This is a genomic window from Spirillospora albida (genome assembly GCF_000718255.1).
Classification (GTDB): Bacteria; Actinomycetota; Actinomycetes; order Streptosporangiales; family Streptosporangiaceae; genus Spirillospora; species Spirillospora albida.
In genome coordinates, this window is sequence record NZ_JOFJ01000005.1 from 473,932 (window position 1) to 492,051 (window position 18,120).

General features: G+C 72.1%; 14 protein-coding genes. 8 read left to right on the plus strand and 6 right to left on the minus strand.

From position 1 onward, the window contains the following. The first annotated feature begins 102 nt into the window (after positions 1–102). On the plus strand, positions 103–2,151 hold the full coding sequence (locus IE99_RS0110160; protein WP_157610188.1) for an ATP-dependent DNA helicase: 2,049 nt from the start codon (positions 103–105) through the stop codon (positions 2,149–2,151). On the opposite strand, the gene IE99_RS0110165 is transcribed toward IE99_RS0110160, so the two are convergent. Beyond that, complete coding sequence (locus IE99_RS0110165) at positions 2,139–3,350, minus strand: pyridoxal phosphate-dependent aminotransferase (RefSeq protein WP_030167233.1); 1,212 nt, start codon at positions 3,348–3,350, stop codon at positions 2,139–2,141. The two genes, IE99_RS0110160 and IE99_RS0110165, sit on opposite strands and share 13 nt — an antisense overlap. Positions 3,351–3,540: 190 nt before the next feature. On the opposite strand from IE99_RS0110165, the gene IE99_RS29010 reads away from it, so the two are divergent. The 3 genes from IE99_RS29010 (at position 3,541) to IE99_RS0110180 (ending at position 6,223) form a co-directional block, all read left to right on the plus strand. Beyond that, the gene (locus tag IE99_RS29010; protein ID WP_245623140.1) at positions 3,541–4,251 is read left to right on the plus strand and encodes a TetR/AcrR family transcriptional regulator; all 711 of its coding nucleotides are present in this window, start codon (positions 3,541–3,543) and stop codon (positions 4,249–4,251) included. Between the two features lie 62 nt (positions 4,252–4,313). Further along, positions 4,314–5,309: an AurF N-oxygenase family protein gene (locus IE99_RS0110175; protein WP_030167239.1), complete on the plus strand. Its 996-nt coding sequence runs from the start codon at positions 4,314–4,316 to the stop codon at positions 5,307–5,309. Between the two features lie 95 nt (positions 5,310–5,404). After that, positions 5,405–6,223, plus strand: a complete 819-nt coding sequence (locus IE99_RS0110180; RefSeq protein WP_030167243.1) for an SDR family oxidoreductase — start codon at positions 5,405–5,407, stop codon at positions 6,221–6,223. Positions 6,224–6,272: 49 nt separating this feature from the next. Here the strand turns inward: IE99_RS0110180 and IE99_RS0110185 are convergent, their stop codons facing one another. The 4 genes from IE99_RS0110185 to ctaD form a co-directional block, all read right to left on the minus strand. Beyond that, positions 6,273–7,577, minus strand: a complete 1,305-nt coding sequence (locus IE99_RS0110185; protein ID WP_030167246.1) for an ABC transporter substrate-binding protein — start codon at positions 7,575–7,577, stop codon at positions 6,273–6,275. After that, a complete protein-coding gene (locus tag IE99_RS0110190) occupies positions 7,558–7,944 on the minus strand; it encodes a DUF742 domain-containing protein (protein WP_245623141.1) in 387 nt (128 codons plus the stop codon). The genes IE99_RS0110185 and IE99_RS0110190 overlap by 20 nt, the downstream gene beginning before the upstream one ends. After that, positions 7,941–10,187 (minus strand): sensor histidine kinase, encoded by a 2,247-nt coding sequence (locus tag IE99_RS0110195; RefSeq protein ID WP_037558959.1) that lies wholly within the window; start codon positions 10,185–10,187, stop codon positions 7,941–7,943. Before IE99_RS0110195 ends, IE99_RS0110190 begins: the two co-directional genes overlap by 4 nt. A 145-nt stretch (positions 10,188–10,332) precedes the next feature. Further along, the gene (ctaD, locus tag IE99_RS0110200; RefSeq protein WP_051712334.1) at positions 10,333–12,012 is read right to left on the minus strand and encodes an aa3-type cytochrome oxidase subunit I; all 1,680 of its coding nucleotides are present in this window, start codon (positions 12,010–12,012) and stop codon (positions 10,333–10,335) included. A 94-nt stretch (positions 12,013–12,106) separates the two neighbouring features. On the opposite strand from ctaD, the gene IE99_RS0110205 reads away from it, so the two are divergent. Together IE99_RS0110205 and IE99_RS0110210 are read left to right on the plus strand one after the other, a co-directional pair. After that, a complete protein-coding gene (locus IE99_RS0110205; protein ID WP_030167259.1) occupies positions 12,107–12,625 on the plus strand; it encodes a 2-thiouracil desulfurase family protein in 519 nt (172 codons plus the stop codon). A gap of 77 nt (positions 12,626–12,702) precedes the next feature. After that, positions 12,703–13,266, plus strand: a complete 564-nt coding sequence (locus tag IE99_RS0110210) for a dihydrofolate reductase family protein (protein WP_030167262.1) — start codon at positions 12,703–12,705, stop codon at positions 13,264–13,266. 75 nt (positions 13,267–13,341) lie between these two features. On the opposite strand, the gene IE99_RS0110215 is transcribed toward IE99_RS0110210, so the two are convergent. Continuing rightward, positions 13,342–14,634 (minus strand): cryptochrome/photolyase family protein, encoded by a 1,293-nt coding sequence (locus tag IE99_RS0110215; protein ID WP_030167264.1) that lies wholly within the window; start codon positions 14,632–14,634, stop codon positions 13,342–13,344. A gap of 225 nt (positions 14,635–14,859) precedes the next feature. Between IE99_RS0110215 and IE99_RS0110220 the strand changes: the two genes are divergently transcribed. Then, on the plus strand, positions 14,860–15,861 hold the full coding sequence (locus tag IE99_RS0110220) for a YbgA family protein (protein WP_037558960.1): 1,002 nt from the start codon (positions 14,860–14,862) through the stop codon (positions 15,859–15,861). Between the two features lie 25 nt (positions 15,862–15,886). Further along, positions 15,887–18,016 carry an MMPL family transporter gene (locus IE99_RS0110225; protein WP_030167268.1) on the plus strand — a complete coding sequence of 710 codons (2,130 nt, stop codon included), beginning with the start codon at positions 15,887–15,889 and terminating at the stop codon, positions 18,014–18,016. The last annotated feature ends 104 nt before the right edge of the window (positions 18,017–18,120 follow it).

Here is an 18,120-nt window from a genome sequence, read left to right on the forward strand (position 1 = left end):
TGGATAACCAGGGGCCCGGCTTTCGGTCCGGCGGGTGTCGCGTGAACGGTAGCGTTGGATGCCGTGCCCGCCCCTGAGACGCTGACCGGCCCGGTCCCTGCGATGACGTCCCTGCTGGCCGCCGCCGTGGAGGCCATCGGCGGCAGCGAGCGGCCCGGACAGGTCGAGATGGCCGAGGCCGTCGACCGGGCGATCCGCACGGGCGAGCACGTCGCCGCCCAGGCCGGGACGGGCACCGGGAAGTCGCTCGCCTACCTCGTCCCGGCGATCCGGTACGCGGTGGAGAAGCAGACCACGGTGGTCGTGTCCACGGCGACGATCGCGCTGCAGAGGCAGCTCGTCGACCGGGATCTGCCCCGGCTGGCGGAGGCCCTGAGGCCGCACCTGGGCACGGAGCTGAAGTACGCCATCCTCAAAGGCCGCAGGAACTACCTGTGCCTGCACAGGGTGCAGACGGGCGTGCCGGAGGAGGACGAGCCCGGCGAGAGCCTGTTCGACCCCCAGCAGCTGTCCACCCTGGGGCGCCACGTCAAGCGGCTCGACGAGTGGGCCGGGACCACGAAGACCGGTGACCGGGACGAGGTCGTCCCGGGCGTGAGCGAGCAGGCGTGGCGGCAGGTCGCGGTCACGGCGAAGGAGTGCCTGGGGGCGCAGCGGTGCCCCCAGGGGACCGAGTGCTTCGCCGAGCTGGCGCGCGCCGAGGCGGGCGACGCCCACATCGTCGTCACCAACCACGCGCTGCTGGCGATCGACGCCCTGGAGGAGTTTCAGGTCCTCCCCGAGCACGATGTCGTGATCGTGGACGAGGCGCACGAGCTGGTCGACCGCGTGACGTCGGTGGCCACGGCCGAGCTGAGCGCGGCGGCGGTCGAGGCGGCGGCGCGGCGGTGCGGGCGCCTGGTGGAGGAGTCGGTCGCCGACCGGCTGAAGGAGTCCGCGGAGGGCCTCGGCATCCTCCTGGAGGATGCCGCCCCAGGGCGCATGGACGTCCTGCCCCATCCCCTGGGCACGTCCCTGGCCGTCGTGCGGGACGCGGCGCACGCGTGCCTCACCGCCCTCGGGCCGGAGCGGAAGGACGCCGACCCCGGCGATATGGCGGCGCGCAAGGCGGCGCGGTCCGCGGTGGAGGAGCTGCACGACACGGCCGTCCGGCTGCTGGAGGCGTTCCGGCCGGAGATCGCCGACCGGTTCGACGTGGTGTGGGTGGAGAAGCCGTTCGTCCCGGACGGCCGGCCCCGGCGCCCGCCGGCGCTGCACGTCGCGCCGATCGGAGTGGGCGGGCTGCTGCGGGCGACGCTGTTCGAGCGGCGCACCGCCGTGCTGACGTCGGCGACGCTGACGCTGGGCGGGTCGTTCGAGCCGCTCGCGCGCCAGTGGGGCCTGCCGCCGCTCGACGGCGCGGGCGGCTCGAAGGACGCGAAGGCGGCGGCGGAGGGCCTCGCCGCGACCGCCGGCGAGGACTCGCAGGTCACCTGGTCGGGCCTGGACGTCGGGTCGCCGTTCGACCATCCGAAGTCGGGCATCCTGTACGTCGCCCGCCACCTGCCGCAGCCGGGCAGGGACGGCCTTCCCGACGCGTACCTCACCGAGATCACGGAGCTGATCGAGGCCGCCGGGGGCCGGACGCTCGGCCTGTTCTCGTCGATGCGGGCCGCCCGGCAGGCCGCCGAGGAACTGAAGGACCATCTGTCGCAGCCCCTGCTGTGCCAGGGCGAGGACTCCACGTCCCAGCTGGTCAAGCGGTTCGCCGAGGACGAGCGGACCAGCCTGTTCGGCACCCTGTCCCTGTGGCAGGGGGTGGACGTGCCCGGCCCGTCCCTGCAATTGGTGATCATGGACAGGATCCCGTTCCCCCGCCCGGACGATCCGGTGTCGTCGGCGCGGTCGCGGGCGGTGGCGGCACGCGGCGGGAACGGGTTCATGGCCGTCGCCGCCACGCACGCGGCGCTGCTGCTGGCGCAGGGCGCGGGCCGGCTGCTCCGGTCGATGGACGACCGGGGCGTCGTCGCCGTCCTCGACCCGCGCCTCGCCACCGCGCGCTACGGCGGGTTCCTGAAGGGCTCGCTGCCGCCGTTCTGGGCGACGACCGACCCGCAGGTGGTGCGCGGCGCCCTCCGCCGTCTCGACGAGCGCGCCGGTCAGGGCTCGTAGGTCGAGAGGAACTCGCCGATGCGGCCCACCGCGTCCTCCAGGTCGTCGGCGTGCTGGAGGGTCACGATGCGGAAGTGGTCGGTCGCGGGCCAGTTGAAGCCGGTGCCCTGGACGATCAGCAGCTTCTGCTGCTCGAGGAGGTCGAGGGCGAAGCGCATGTCGTCCTCGATCGGGTACCGCTCGGGGTCCAGGCGCGGGAAGACGTAGAGCGCTCCGTCCGGCTTGACGCAGCTGACGCCGGGCAGGTCGTTCAGCAGCTTGGCGGCGCGGTCGCGCTGCTCGCCGAGCCGGCCGGTGGGCAGGACGAGCTCGTCGATGCTCTGGTGGCCGCCGAGCGCGGCCTGGATGGCGTGCTGGCCGGGGACGTTCGGGCACAGCCGCATGTTGGCGAGGATGTCGAGGCCCTCGATGTAGGACTCGGCGTGCCCCTTCGGCCCCGACAGCACGACCCAGCCGGACCGGAACCCGGCGACGCGGTAGTTCTTCGACAGCCCGCCGAAGGTCAGGCACAGCAGGTCGGGGGCCAGGGACGCGACGGGGACGTGCCGCGCGCCGTCGTAGAGGATGCGGTCGTAGATCTCGTCCGCGAAGATGATCAGGTTGTGCCGGCGGGCGATCTCGACGATGCCGGCGAGGACCTGGCGGGAGTACACGGCGCCGGTCGGGTTGTTCGGGTTGATCAGGACGATCGCCCGGGTCCGGTCGCCGATCCTGGCCTCGATGTCGGTGAGGCTCGGCGCCCAGTCGGCGGCCTCGTCGCACAGGTAGTGGACGGGCCTGCCGCCGCAGAGCGACACCGCCGCCGTCCACAGCGGATAGTCGGGGGCCGGGATGAGGACCTGGTCGCCGTCGTTGAGCAGCGCCTGCAGGGTCATCACGATCAGCTCGGACACGCCGTTGCCGAGGTAGACGTCCTCGACGTCCAGGCCGGTGATGCCGTTGTCCTCGAAGCGCTGCACGACGGCGCGGCGGGCGGCGAGGATGCCCTTGGAGTCGCTGTACCCGTGCGCCTCGGGCAGGTTGCGGATCATGTCCTGGAGCAGTTCGGGCGGGGCCTCGAAGCCGAACGGGGCGGGGTTGCCGATGTGCAGCTTGAGGATGCGGCTGCCCTGCGCCTCGAGCTGCTTGGCGCGCTTGAGCACCGGACCCCGGATGTCGTAACAGACGTTGGACAGCTTGCCCGACTGGTTGACCTGCATGGATGTACCCTATCCGCGCGCGATCGCCGGTTTCGGCGAAATGACGGGACGTGTCCCCCGATGGACACCCTTTCCCACGCTGCGCTCCCCGAAGCGGGGAGCACCGCGAATCAGACTCGTTGTCCAATTGTGATGGCCGCAACATACATGCAGGCTTGCTTGCTTGTTTGTCCGCTCGTACGGTCGGACCGTGCCAGTGACCACGCGCCGGAGCCGGCGCCTCAGCGGGGACCGCCGCACCCAGGAGGAGCGCCGGTCCCGTACCCGGGCGCGCCTGCTGGACGCCACCATGGAATGCCTGGTGGACCTCGGCTGGTCCGGTACGTCCACCACCGAGGTGGCGCGCCGCGCGGGCGTCTCGCGCGGAGCCCAGCAGCACCACTACCCGACGAAGATGATCCTCGTCGCGGCGGCGCTGGAGCACCTCCTGGAGGCCCAGCGGCTGGCCTACGAGGCCGCGTTCGCCGTCCTGCCCCAGGAGCGGCGCAACGTCTCCGGCGCGCTCGACCTGCTGTGGGAGGTGTTCCGCGGACGCCCCGCGCGCGCCCTGATGGAACTCGCGGTCGCGGCCCGGACGGACGACGAGCTCCGCGCCCTGTGCAGCGACCTGAACGAGCGGATCCTGCAGGCGATCCTGGAGACGTTCGAGCGGCTGTTCCCCGCGAGCACCGTGCCGCCCGACGTCGTCGAGACGATGCTGCGCGCCCTGTTCGCCATGTTCGTCGGCCTGTCCATCCAGAACGCGCTGGACGACGACGCCGAAGGCCGCCAGGAGGCGGTCCTCCGGCAGGTCAAGGACGTCGCGCAGCTGATCGTCCCAGAGCCCGGCCACCCGAAGACCGCCCCCCGCGCCGAGCCCGAGCCCGAGCCGGCACCCGAACGCACCACCCCGGCCCCCTGAGCCACCACCCGGTCCACCCCCGCCGGCCCGCGCCGGCGGCACCCTCCGAGGGAGCGCCCGTCATGCCGAAAGCCCCCGCCGACCTCGCCGACGAACTGGCCGTGCAGGTCCGCGACAGGAAGGCGTATCTCGGTGTCATCGACCGCCTGAACAAGGCGTCGGTGGAAAAGCACTGGGAGGCCTACGCCGACATCCCCTGGGACGACCCCGAGTTCCAGGTCGACAAGAACGACCCGCGCTGGGTGCTGCCCCCGTTCGACCGGCTCGGGCAGACCGAGTGGTACCGGTCGCAGCCGCAGGAGATCCAGGCGCAGATCGGGCTGTGGCGGGTGGCGACCGCGATGAAGATCGGCCTGCAGTTCGAGAACCTGCTGAAGCGCGGCCTGCTGAACTACGCGTACCGGCTGCCGAACGGCCGGCCCGAGTTCCGGTACGTCTACCACGAGACGACCGAGGAATGTCACCACGGCATGATGTTCCAGGAGTTCGTCAACCGGACGAAGATGCCGATCAGGGGCATGCCGAAGGCGCTCAGCGTCGTCGCGCAGGCCGCGCCGTGGATCCCGCTGATCAGCACCGAGATGTTCTTCGTGTTCGTGCTCGGCGGCGAGGACCCGATCGACCACGTCCAGCGCAAGTCGCTCAAGGGCGGGCACATCAAGCACCCGCTCGAAGAGACGATCATGAAGATCCACATCGCCGAGGAGGCCCGGCACATCTCGTTCGCCCGGCACTACCTGAAGCACCGCGTGCCGAACATGACCCCGCTGCGCCGCCGGATGCTGGGCGCCGCGACGCCGGTCGTGCTCGGCGTGATGGCGCGGATCATGCTGTCGCCGCCCGGCCCGATGGTCCGCCACTTCGGCATCCCGAAGGACGTCGTGCGCGCCGCGTACAAGAGCCCGGCGGCGCAGGCGGAGATCTCCGACTCGGTCGGCAAGATCCGCGACCTGATGGCGGAGCTGGGCGTGATCTCCCCGGCCGCCAAGCGGATCTGGCGGGCGTTCGGGATCTGGGACGAGCCGAGGACGCGCCGGACCGCCGAGAAGGCGGCGTGATTTCATCGGCGGCCGAGTATCCCCGCCGTCCGGCCACCCCCTAGAATCCCCCTAATTCAACACATCATCCAATTAGCGAATCGAGCGGAGCCCGCATGAGCATCGCGATCGTGACCGGAGGCGCGTCCGGCATCGGCCGCGCGATCGCCACGTCCCTGGTGGCGCGCGGCGACACCGTCGTCGTCACCGACATCAACGCCGAGGGCGCGCAACACGTCGCCGACCGGCTGAACGGCCTCGGCAAGGGCAAGGCGTCCGCCGCGCCCCTCGACGTCACCGACGCGGGAGCCGTCACCGACCTGTACACGAGCGTCAAGGCCGAGCACGGCAGCCTCGACCTCGTCTTCAACAACGCAGGCATCGCGATCGGCGGCCTGGCCGAGGAACTCACCCTCGACCACTGGAACCGCGCGATCGACATCAACCTCAAGGGCGTCGTGCACGGCGTCCACGCCGCCTACCCGATCATGCTGGAGCAGCGCTCCGGGCACATCGTCAACACCGCCTCGCTCGCCGGGCTCGTCCCGATGCCGGTCGGCATCCCCTACACCGCGACCAAGCACGCGGTCGTCGGGCTGTCGCTCGGCCTGCGCGCCGAGGCCGCCTCGCGGGGCGTCAGGGTCAGCGTCGTCTGCCCGAGCTTCGTCGACACCCCGCTCCTGCACAACGTCAACCCGGACCTGCCGGAGACGCCGATGAGCGGCGACGCGACCGGCGACATCGCCAAGGCGTCCCCGCGCCTCTACACGGCGGAGAAGCTCGCCCGCGACGTGATGCGCGGCGTCGCGAAGAACCAGGCGCTGATCGTGGCGCCCGCGCACGGCCGTGCCGCGTGGCGCGGCGTCCGGCTGAGCCCGGCCGGCGCCGTCCGCGTCGCCTCCCTGGCCGTCGGGCGCATCCGCTCCGGCCAGTAGAAGACCGCGATCCCGCGGCGGTGGCGCTCCGCGCGCCGCCGCCGCGGTCTCATTTCGCGGCGGCGCAGGGCGCGTCGAACCGGTGGGCGCGGACGGTCGGTCCCGCCTCGAAGTCGGTGAGCACCTTGATGCCGGTGAACTGGTGGTCGTCCGGACGCCCGATCACCGACTGCCGGAACGCCGACTGGTTCGGCGTCCCGGCCGAGTTCCCCGCCTCCTTCGGCAGGATGCCCTCGTAGTCGACGTGCGTGATCTGCCGGACGGCCCGCAGCAGCCCCTCGCGCGTCAGGTCCTTGTTCGCGACCGCCCGCTCCAGCACCGCCTTCAGCGGATACGAGATCACCCACCCGGACGTGAACGAGTTGTTCGGCTTCACGCGTGTGCCGATCGCGCGCCGCATGGCGCTGTGCCCCGGCGAGTCGTACGCGTACGGCTTCCATGGGGCGACCTGGAGGAAGCGCGCCTTCAGCGCGGACGCCGCGGGGGTGCTCAGCAGCGACTCGTCCCAGGACGGGTTGCTGCCGACGAACCGCCCCTTGAACCCGGCGTCCACGGTCTTCCCGACGATGACGGCGGTGTCGGCGGGCCCCATCGTCAGGAAGACGAGGTCCGGCTTCTGCGCGAGGATCTTCTGGACCGCGGCGTCCTGCGCCTGCGCGCCCTGGCCCGTCGGGACGTTCACCAGGGTGATCCCGTGCCGCGCCGCCGCGATCTCCGCGCCCGCGGCCGCGTCGTCGCCGTAGTCGCCCGTGTAGTGGACGGCCATCACGCTCTTCGCGCCGAACCGCTGCACGGCGTAGTCGACGCCGTTCATGCCCTCGACGCAGTACGACGCGCCCGATTCCAGGATGCCGTCCTCGAACTCCCACCGCGAGACGAACGACAGCGGCAGCGCGATCATCCGCTCCGCGCGCAGCTCGCCGAGGATCGCGTCGGTCTGCGGCGACCCCAGTGTCTGCGCCAGCGCCAGGACCTTCCCCTTGATCTCCCGGAACGCGCGGGCGTGCGTCTGCACGTCGTAGTGGTTGTCCCGGACGTGGGTGGTCACGTCGATCTCGTAACCGCCGATCCCGCCCTCGCGGTTGACGCGCGCCCAGAACGCCCGCTGCGCCTGCGTCACCGCGACGCCGAGCGACGTGAACGGCCCCGTCGACAGGTCGGAGATCGATCCCAGGTAGATGCAGCCGCGGTCCTTGTCGATCGCGCGCGGGCACGGCTCGCGGGTCACGCCGGGCGCGTCCGTCGCGAGCGGGCCGTCTCCCCCGGCGCAGCCCGCCGTCGCGAGGGAGCCCAGGAGGACGGCCGCGGCCAGGACCGCCTTCACTCTGACGCGGTCACAGCGCACGAAGACCATCGATCACTTCCTTGAGGAGACTCGGGTCGGGGGACGCGGCCTGCGCCGCGGGCCGCTGCACGACGATCAGTCCGCGGCCGAGGAGGTCGTCCAGCAGCACCCGGACGACACCGACGGGCAGGGCCAGGTCGGCGGCCAGCTCGGCGACCGACCGGGGCCGCAGGCAGCGCTCGAGGATGTGCTCCTCCTCCGGCCCCAGAGTCCGCGGGTCAGGCGCCGGCACCTCCGCCGTGACGATCATCGCGATGAGGTCGAACTCCGTGCCGCCGCGCCGGGTCCGTCCCCGCGCCACCGCGAACGGACGGAGGACCGGCCCGGCGCTCTCGTCGGCCCAGGGCTCGTCGGGATCGTCCGTCCGCTCCATCATTCGCCGCCCGGTGTCGCCGGTCCCTGCTCGGCCGCGTCGGCCCGGCCGCGCTCCCAGCCGCTCCGCATGTTCGCTAGTTGCCGCCGCAGGGCCTCGGGGTCCCGCTCGTCCGGTGCGCGCGCGTCGCCGGACGGGCCGTCCAGGAGCTGCGGCGCGAGGTTCTGCTGCCGCCTGCGCCGGGGCAGCACCGATCCGTCGTCCACGGCGGAAGGCTCCGCGGTGCTCGCGGGCTCGGGGCCGGTCACCGGTTCGGGGTCCCTCACCGGCTCGGGTTCGTCCCGGCGCGGGGGCCCGTCGGCGGGAGCCGGAATGGCGGCGAGCCGCGGCTGGACCCCCGTTCCGCCGTCCTCGGCCGGGGCGTCCACGATGAGCGTGCGCGGGAGGAGGACGATCGCCGTGACGCCGCCGTACGGGGACGGCCGCAGCGTGACCCGGACGCCGTGGCGGGCGGCCAGGCGGGCGACGACGAACAGGCCGAGCTGCGCCGAGTCGTCCAGGATGAGCTCCGGGGCCGTCTCCAGCAGCTCGTTCAGCCGGGTCAGCTCCGCGGGGGGCAGCCCGAGGCCCCGGTCCTCGATCTCGATGACGAAGCCGTTCGGGACGTCCTCGCCCGTGACGCGGACCGGCGTGTCCGGCGGCGAGTACACGGCGGCGTTCTCGATCAGTTCCGCGAGCAGGTGGATCGTGTCGGCGACCGCGCGGCCCGACAGCGCCGCACGGCCCATCGGCACGACCTCAACGCGCGTGTAGTCCTCGATCTCGGACGCGGCGGCGCGCGTCACGTCCATCAGCCGGACCGGGTGCCGCCACGTCCGGCCCGACGGGCGGCCCGACAGGATGACCAGCCCCTCCGCGTGCCGCCGCATCCGCGTCGCGAGGTGGTCGAGTTCGAACAGCGCGGCCAGCTCGTCCGGGTCCTCGGTACGGCGCTGCATCCGCTCCAGCATCCCGAGGAGCCGCTGCAGCAGCGACTGGTTCCGGCGCGCGAGCGTCGCGAACACGTCGTTGAGCCGCCGGTGCGCGGCCGCCTCGCCGGCGGACGCGCGGATCACGGCGCGGCGCGCCTCGGTGAACGCCGCGTCGATGCGGCCGATCTCGGTGACGGTGTACCCGCCCCCCGGCGGCCCCGGCTCCTCCTCCGGGACGGGCTCGCCGCGGCGGGCGGCCTCGCCGATCGCCGGGAGGCCCGCGGTGAACGCCGTCACGGCGCCCGCCACGCCGCGGCTCTCCCGGATCAGGCCGCGTCCCATCCGGACGGCTACGACGATGGCGACGACCACCACGAGGAGGCCCGCGCCGCCCGCGAGCGCGAGCCGGTACAGCCCCGCGTCGCCCTCCGCCGCGATCCGCTCCGTCGTCGCGGCCCGCATCCCCGCCGACAGCCCGGCCAGCTCGTCGTTGACCGCCTCCGTCGCGGTGTGCCAGGCGCCGATGTCGACGGGCGGGCGGCCCTCCGTCGGGCCCGCCTCCAGCAGGCGCCCCTCCATCTGGCGGAACAACCAGTACTCGGGGCCGTTGAGGATCCGGTCGTAGCGGACGCGGACGTCGGCGGGCAGCCGGCGCGACGCGTCCGCGTAGAGGAACTCGCGGGTCGTCGCGAACCCGGCCAGCCGGCGGTGCTCGCCGGCGGTGACCCTGCCGTCCGCGAGGGCGCCGGTGACCAGCGCGTCCTCCCGCGCGAGGTTCTCCCTGGCGCGCTCCATCCAGAGCAGGACGCGCGAGTCGCGCATGATCCGCGGGTCGTCGGACCGGACCTCGCCGTAGATCTCGGACGCGCCGTCGATGAGCGATGTGTAGCGGTCCAACGCGAGGTCCCGGCTCATCCGCCGCTGGTCGACCGTCCGGCGGATCACCTCCAGGTCACCGAGGACGTCGACGAGGTCGTCCATCCGGCGCAGCGTCTCCGAGCCCGCCGTCTCGCGGACGTCCGGGTCGGCCGCGGCGCGCCGGAACGCCGCCCGCGCCCGGTCGGTCTGCGCGCGCTGGGCGTCGAACCCCGAGCGCCCGATCGTGGCGTCGTCGCCGAGGAACGACAGCGACATGCGGCGCTCGGCCTGGAGCGCGCCGACGACCGCGTCGGCCGGCCCGATCACCCGCTCGTTGAACGCCCGCGCGCGGGTCTGCCGGAGGCTGTCGCCGAGCGTGGTCGCCGCCGCGAAGTACCAGAGCGCCATCAGCGCCGCGATCGGCGGGGCCAGCAGGAAAACGATCTTCGTCCTGACCGACCTGCTCCCCCGGACCATCCCGCCTCCCCACCGCCGGTGCCCCGGCCGCCGATCCGGGCAGGCCTATGACGCACCTCACGCCCCCTTGAGCAATCGGAAGGTAGCGAACCCGGCCGCGACATTCGCGTGGTTTGCGGGAAAAGCGGCGATTGTTACGTTTGCGTTACGCGCCGGGCGGCTCCGTCCCCTTCCCCGAGGTGCCGCCCGTCCGTTCCGGCACCCGCGGATAGTGCAGATCGAACGCCGGCCGCTCGGACCGGATCCGCGGGATCGACGTGAAGTTGTGCCGCGGCGGCGGGCACGACGTCGCCCATTCCAGCGAGTTGCCGTACCCCCAGGGATCGTCCACCGCGACCCGGGGCGCGTGCCGGGCCGTCCGGTACACGTTGTAGAGGAAAAACAGCGTGGACACGCCGAGGATCAGCGCGCCCGCGCTCGACACCCGGTTCAGCGTCGTGAACTCCTCCGCATAGTCCGCGTACCGCCGCGGCATGCCCTGCACCCCCAGCCAGTGCTGGACGAGGAACGTCGTGTGGAAACCGACGAACAGGAACCAGAAATGGACCTTCCCCCACCCTTCGCTCAGCATCCTCCCGGTCATCTTCGGCCACCAGAAGTAGAAGCCCGCGAACATCGCGAACACGACCGTCCCGAAGACCACGTAGTGGAAGTGCGCCACGACGAAGTAGGAGTCGTGCGCCTGAAAGTCCAGCGGCGGTGACGCCAGGATCACCCCGGTCAGCCCGCCGAACAGGAACGTCACGAGGAACCCGATCGCGAAGAGCATCGGCGTCTCGACGCTGATCGACCCGCGCCACATCGTGCCCGCCCAGTTGAAGAACTTCACCCCGGTCGGCACCGCGATGAGGAACGACATGAACGAGAAGAACGGCAGCAGCACCCGTCCGGTGGTGAACATGTGGTGCGCCCACACCGTCATCGACAGCCCCGCGATGAGGATCGTCGCCCCGACCATCCCGAAGTAGCCGAACAGCGGCTTGCGGCTGAACACCGGGATGACCTCGGTGATGATGCCGAAGAACGGCAGCGCGATGATGTAGACCTCGGGATGGCCGAAGAACCAGAACAGGTGCTGCCACATGAGCGCCCCGCCGCTCTCCGCGTCGAACACGTGCGATCCGAACCGCCGGTCCGACTCCAGGACGAGCAGCGCCGCCGCCAGCACCGGGAACGCCATCAGCACGAGCACGCTCGTGAGCAGGATGTTCCAGGTGAAGATCGGCATCCGGAACATCGTCATCCCCGGCGCCCGCATCCCGATGATCGTCGTGATGAAGTTGACCGCGCCGAGGATCGTCCCGAACCCGGACAGCGCCAGCCCCATGATCCACAGGTCCGCGCCCACCCCCGGCGACCGGATGTCGCTCGTCAGCGGCGCGTAGGCCGTCCACCCGAAGGCCGCCGACCCGCCCGGCGTGACGAACGACGCGAAGACGATGAGCCCGCCCAGCAGGAACAGCCAGTAGCTCAGCATGTTGAGCCGCGGGAACGCCACGTCCGGCGACCCGATCTGCAGGGGCATGATGACGTTCGCGAACCCCACGAACAGCGGCGTCGCGAACAGCAGCAGCATCACGGTGCCGTGCATCGTGAACAACTGGTTGAACTGCTCGTTGCCGACGAGCTGCCTCCCGGGTTCGGCGAGCTCCCCGCGCAGCACCATGGCCATGACGCCGGCCAGCAGGAAGAACGCGAACGACGTGATCAGATACAGGTATCCGATCACCTTGTGGTCGGTGGCGGTCAGCCAGGACACCAGAACCGCGCCCCGGGGACGCCGCTCCGCCGGCGCCTCGGGAAGCGGACGGCCGAGAAGGACCATGCCGGACTCCCAGGGGGAAGGAGGGATTCCTCCACTATTCGCCCGGCCCGGTTGGGACGCAAGGCGTTGCGAGTGACCCGCCTAGACTGGACAGATGGAACGCGTGCTGGTCAGCTCCTGCCTCGCCGGACGCCCGGTCCGCTACGACGGCGGCGCCCGGCCCGTGGCGTCCGGCGTCTTCGACCGCTGGCGGTCCGAGGGCCGCCTCGTCCCGGTCTGCCCGGAGGTCTCCGGCGGGCTCCCCGTCCCGCGCCCGCCCGCCGAGATCGTCGGCGGCGACGGCACGGCCGTCCTGGACGGCACCGCCCGCGTCCTGGCGAACACCGGAGAGGACGTCACCGCCGCGTTCCTCCAGGGCGCCCGGCAGGCCCTCGACGCCGCGCGGCGCGCCGGCGTCCGCGTCGCCGTCCTGAAGGAGTCCAGCCCGTCCTGCGGGACGGCGCGGATCTACGACGGCACCTTCACCGGCAGGACGGTCCCCGGCCACGGGGTGACGACGGCCCTTCTGGAACGGGCGGGCATCCGTGTGTTCCCCGAAGGCGATCTGGAGGCCGCGGCCGCCTTCATCGCCGCCCTGGAAGAGGCGGACCGGCCCCGGCACGGGAGGCCGTAAACATCCGGTAATCGGTTTCGGCCAAGCTGAGCGACAGCGAGGCGGACGGACCGCCCTCCGAGTGACGAGGTGCCGACATGCGCAAGTTCAAGGTGCAGATCCAGACCACCGTCGACGGCTACATGGCCGGCCCGAACGGCGAGATGGACTGGATGACCTTCCCCTGGACCGACGACATCAACGCCTACATCGACGCGCTGACCGAGGCGGTCGACTGCATCGTGCTGGGCCGCAACCTCGCCGAGGGCTTCATCCCCGCCTGGGAGGCCGGCCCCGAGGGCGAGGACCAGAAGTCCATCGACTTCATGAACGACACGCCCAAGGTGGTGATCTCCAACTCGCTCACCGCGTCCCCCTGGAAGAACGCCGAGGTCGCCGGCGGCGACCTGGCGGAGACGATCAACGGCCTGAAGGCCCGTCCGGGCGGCGACATCATCACCTACGGCGGCGGCACGCTCGTGCGCGACCTGATCGCCGCGGACCTCCTCGACGAGATCCACCTCTTCGTCAACCCGTCCGCGATCGGCACCGGAATGCCGGTCTTCCCGACACTGGACGGCCCCAAGCGCCTCCGCCTGGTAGGCGCCCGCCCCTTCGAGTGCGGCATCACCGCCCTCCACTACGAGCCCGTCCGCGACTGATCGCGACCGGGCCTCGCGAACCCGCTTCGGGAGGCCCGGTCGCCGTCCGCGCCCGGGGGGACGGATTCGCCCGACTCAGTCGATATCGATGATGGGCAGGGGATAGGACCTCGACCGCCTTTCCTCGACCGGCAGAGTCCAGGGGCGATGGACGCGCGAACCGTCGATGCCGGCGAGTTCGGGCACGTACCGGCGGACGTAGTCGCCCCGGGGGTCGAAGCGGGCCGCCTGGCGGAGCGGATTCATGGCCTGGCCCGGCCGCGTGCTGTTCCCGGTGCCGGCGACCCACTGCCAGTTGCCCGCGTTGTCGGCGACGTCGCCGTCGACGAGCCCGCCGTTGAAGTGCTCCAGGCCGTGCCGCCAGTCGATCCCGAGGCTGCGGATCAGGAACGACGCCGTGATCAGGCGAGCGCGGTTGTGCATGAACCCCTCGGCGCGCAGCTGCCGCATGCCCGCGTCCACGACCGGCACCCCCGTCAGGCCCTCACACCAGGCGCCGAGCGCGTCCTCGTCCTGGTTCCACCGGTGCCCGCGCGGCCGGTAGTCGGCCCTCGCGAGGGCCGGGAACGCGGCGGCGACCTGATGGTGGAAGTCCCGCCAGGCGAGCTGGCGCCGGAAGCCTTCCGGTCCCGCCTCCGCCACCTCCCGAGGCGAGACGCAGCCGAACTTCAGATAGGGACTGAGCCGGGAGGTGGAGTCGGCGGCGAGATCATCACGGGCCCGGTCGTAGTCCGCGGCGGAGTCGCGCAGCCACTTGGCCATGCGCCGCCGTCCCGCCCCTTCACCACCGGACGCCACATCCGGGGACGGCACTCCGGAGACCAGATCGGCGGCCCCCGGGATCTCGCCGGGCTCCACGCCGGGCGGCAGGCGGAGCGCCTTGGGCGCGTCCGCGATCGGACGCCACCGCGCCGCCTCCCAGGCACGCCAGTACGGCGTGAACACCCGGTAGTGGTCACCGCCCACCGGGACGAGCTCACCAGGGGGGACGACCGTGATGCCCGGATGCGCCGATACGTCCAGGCCGAGCGCGCGGAGCCCGGCGAGCCGGCGCCTGCCGAACGCCGACCGCTCGTCCGCGAGGCACAGCGTTTCCGCCCCCGTCCGCTGTACCAGCCGGGCGATCTCCGTGACCGGATCACCGCGGCGCACCACCAGATCACCGCCGAGGCGGCGCAGCGACGCCCGGAGATCGGCAAGGCTCTCCAGCAGGAACCGGACACGGTTCGGTACGGCGAACGACCCCTTCAAGATCTCCTCATCGAGGACGAAGACCGGTACGACGTGTTCCGCCCGGCATGCGGCGGCGAGTGCGGGATTGTCGCGAATCCGCAGGTCACGAGTGAACAGCATGATCGAGGTACGCATCGTCCACGCTCCTTCCCGCCCAGCCCGCGCCCGCACATCCGGGGACGCACATCCGGGGACGCACCTCACCGGCCGCGCGTGGGCCGAATCCCGGCCGCCCGCATGTTGAAGCAGCTCATCCCAGGGGACAGACCTGGACATGGTCATTGGAGACGGCGCCGGCGGAGCGCGGCACACCCTTCGCGCTCCCGCCCGTCACCACGCGGCGGGACCGCCGGAGTCGCCATGACCCCGCCCAAGCCGCCACCCGGACCCGCCGCGGAACCCGGCCATCCGCGTCCCCGGCTCGCCGTGTCCAGCTGCCTGCTGGGCGAACCGGTCCGCTACAACGGCGGCCACAGCCGCGACCGGTTCCTGACCGGCCCCCTCCACCGGCACGTCGACTGGGTGCCCATCTGCCCCGAGGTGGAGATCGGGCTCGGTGTCCCGCGTCCGACCCTGCGTCTTCTCACCAACGGACGGGTGGTCGCCAAGGAGGGGACCGCCGATCACACGGAGGCGATGACAGCCCTCGCGGGCGACCGGCTCCCCGACCTCGCCGACGTCGACGGGTACGTGTTCAAGTCCCGCTCGCCCAGCTGCGGACTGATGAGCCTGCCGCGCCACGCGTCCGGCCTGCCCGGCGAACGCACCGACGGGCAGCCGGTAGACCGGCGCGGTCGCGGCGTGTTCGCCGACCGCGTCACGACCGCCCTTCCGGACCTTCCCGCCGAGGAGGACGGCCGCCTCAACGACCCCGTCCTGCGCGAGCACTTCGTCGAGCGGATCTTCGCCCAGGCCAGGCTCCGCGCGTTCTTCGACGGCGACTGGCGCCCCCGCGACCTCGTCGCGTTCCACACGCGGCACAAGCTGCAGATCCTCGCCCATGATCCGTCCTCCTACCGGGCGATGGGACGGATCGTGGCCCAGGCGGGCACCCGCGACCGCGCCGGCCTGGAGGCCGAGTACCGGCACGCCTTGGCGGCGGCGCTCGCCGTCCGCTCCAGCCGCGGCCGCAACGCGAACGCGCTGTCGCACGTCTTCAGCCCGTTGAGCGACCACCTGAACGAGGCCCGGCGCCGCGACATCGTGGCCGCCATCGAGTCCTACCGCCGGGGGGAGGCGCCCCTCAGCGTGCCGGTGGCCCTGCTGCGCCACCACGCCGAAGGCGAAGACCTCACCTACCTCGCCGAGCAGACCTATCTGGACCCCTTCCCCGCCGACCTCATCCTGCGCCACCACCTCTGACCCCGCAAGGAGACCCGTGACCACCATGCGACGCGTCCGATGGCTGATACCTGTCGCCCTGCTCATCACCTGGCTGGGCATCGGAGGCGTCCTCGGCCCCTACACCGGAAAGCTCGGCGAGGTCGCGACCAACGACCAGGGGGCGTTCCTGCCCCGGAGCGCGGAGTCCACCCGGGTCATCGAGGCCCAGCGCGCCTTCGACCGCAACGAGACCCTGCCGCTGATCATCGTCTGGACCGCCGAGACCCCCGGCGGCTCGGTGGGACCGCAGCAGCGGGACGCCGCCGCCGGCGTGCTCGCGTCCCTGGAGGGCGTGGGCGGCGTCGCCGGTCGGGCGTCCCCCGCCATCCCGTCCCGCGACGGCCGGGCGCTGCAAGGCGTCGTCCAGCTGCGTCCGGACCTCGGCGACGCGCTGCCCGCCACCATCGACGAGGTACGGCGCGCGGCCGACCGGGTGCCCGGGACCGAGGCGGGCCTGGCCGGACCGGCCGCCTCCCAAGCCGACCTCTCCGAGGCGTTCTCCGGGATCGACGGCGTGCTCCTCATCGTCGCCGTCGTCGCCGTGCTGGTCATCCTGCTGCTGGTCTACCGCTGCCTGCTGCTGCCCTTCGTGATCATTCTGGGCGCGGTGTTCGCCCTGGGGCTGGCCGGCGGCATCGTCTACCCGCTCGCCGACCGCGACATCCTGCGGGTGGACGGGCAGGTGCAGGGCATCCTGTCGATCCTCGTCATCGGGGCCGCGACCGACTACGCCCTGCTGGTGAGCGCCCGCTACCGGGAGGAACTGGCCCACGGCACGGACCGCCTCCAAGCCATGTGGACGGCCTGGAGACGGTCGCTGGGAGCGATCGCCGCGAGCGCGGCGACCGTCGCGCTCGGTCTGCTGGCGCTCCTGCTCAGCGACCTCACCAACAACCGGGCGCTCGGCCCGGTCGGCGCCATCGGCATCGTCTGCGCCCTGGTCAGCGCACTCACCTTCCTGCCCGCGGCCCTGGTCCTGCTGGGGCGTGCCGCCTACTGGCCGACCAGCCCGCGTCCGGACGAGGCGAAGAACGCGGGTCGCGGCCTCTGGGACCGGATCGCCCGGCTGGTCGACCGGCGACCGCGGCGCGTCTGGTCCCTCACCCTGCTCGGCCTGCTCGCCTGCGCGGCGTTCGCACCGACCCTCGACGCCAAGGGCGTGCCCCTCGACGAGGTCTTCATCAACGACGCGCCGTCCGTCGCCGCGCAGGAGACCCTCGGCACCCACTTCCCCGGCGGATCCGGCAACCCGGCGGTCATCATCGCCGACGCCGGCCGTACGGCCCAGGTCATCGCCGCTGCCCGCGCCACCGACGGCGTGGCCGCGGCCGTCCCGGTGTCGGAGTCCGGACGCCCCGGCGGCAGTCCCCACATCGTCGGCGGCCGCGTCCGGATCGAGGCGACGCTGCGCGCCGCCTCCGACAGCGACGAGGCCACGGCCACGGTGCGGCGCCTCCGCGAGCGCGTCCACGCCGTGCCGGACGCGAACGCGCTGGTGGGCGGCTACACGGCCCAGCGTTACGACACCCAGCAGACCGCCGCGCAGGACCGGATCATCATCGTCCCGGTCGTGCTCGCCATCATCCTGGTCATCCTCATCGGGCTGCTCCGGTCCCTTCTCCTGCCCGTCGCCCTGGTGGTCACGGTGGCCCTCAACTTCGCCGCGACCCTGGGCGTCGCCACGCTGGTCTTCGAGCATCTCCTCGGCTTCACCGGCACGGACGCGTCCGTCCCGCTGTACGGGTTCGTGTTCCTGGTGGCCCTCGGGGTCGACTACAACATCTTCCTGATGTCGCGCGTCCGCGAGGAATCCCGCCGTCTCGGCGTCCGGGAGGGCGTGCTCGTGGGTCTCACCTCGACCGGTGGAGTGATCACCTCGGCCGGCGTGGTCCTGGCGGCGACCTTCGCGGCCCTGGTCGTCGTCCCCCTCGCCTTCCTGCTCCACATCGCCTTCATCGTGTCCTTCGGCGTACTTCTGGACACGCTGATCGTGCGCTCGCTGCTGGTACCCGCCCTGGTCCGTGACTCAGGACGGCGCATCTGGTGGCCCGGCAGCCTCAGCCGGCCACGCACCTCACCCGAGGATGCGGCCTCGGCCGAATCCGAAGACCGGCACCGAACGGCGCAGCACTGAATGGGCCGGAAAATGAGAAAGGCCCCGCCTTTCGGCGGGGCCTTCTCTGATATGTGTCCGGCGGCGTCCTACTCTCCCACACGGTCTCCCATGCAGTACCATCG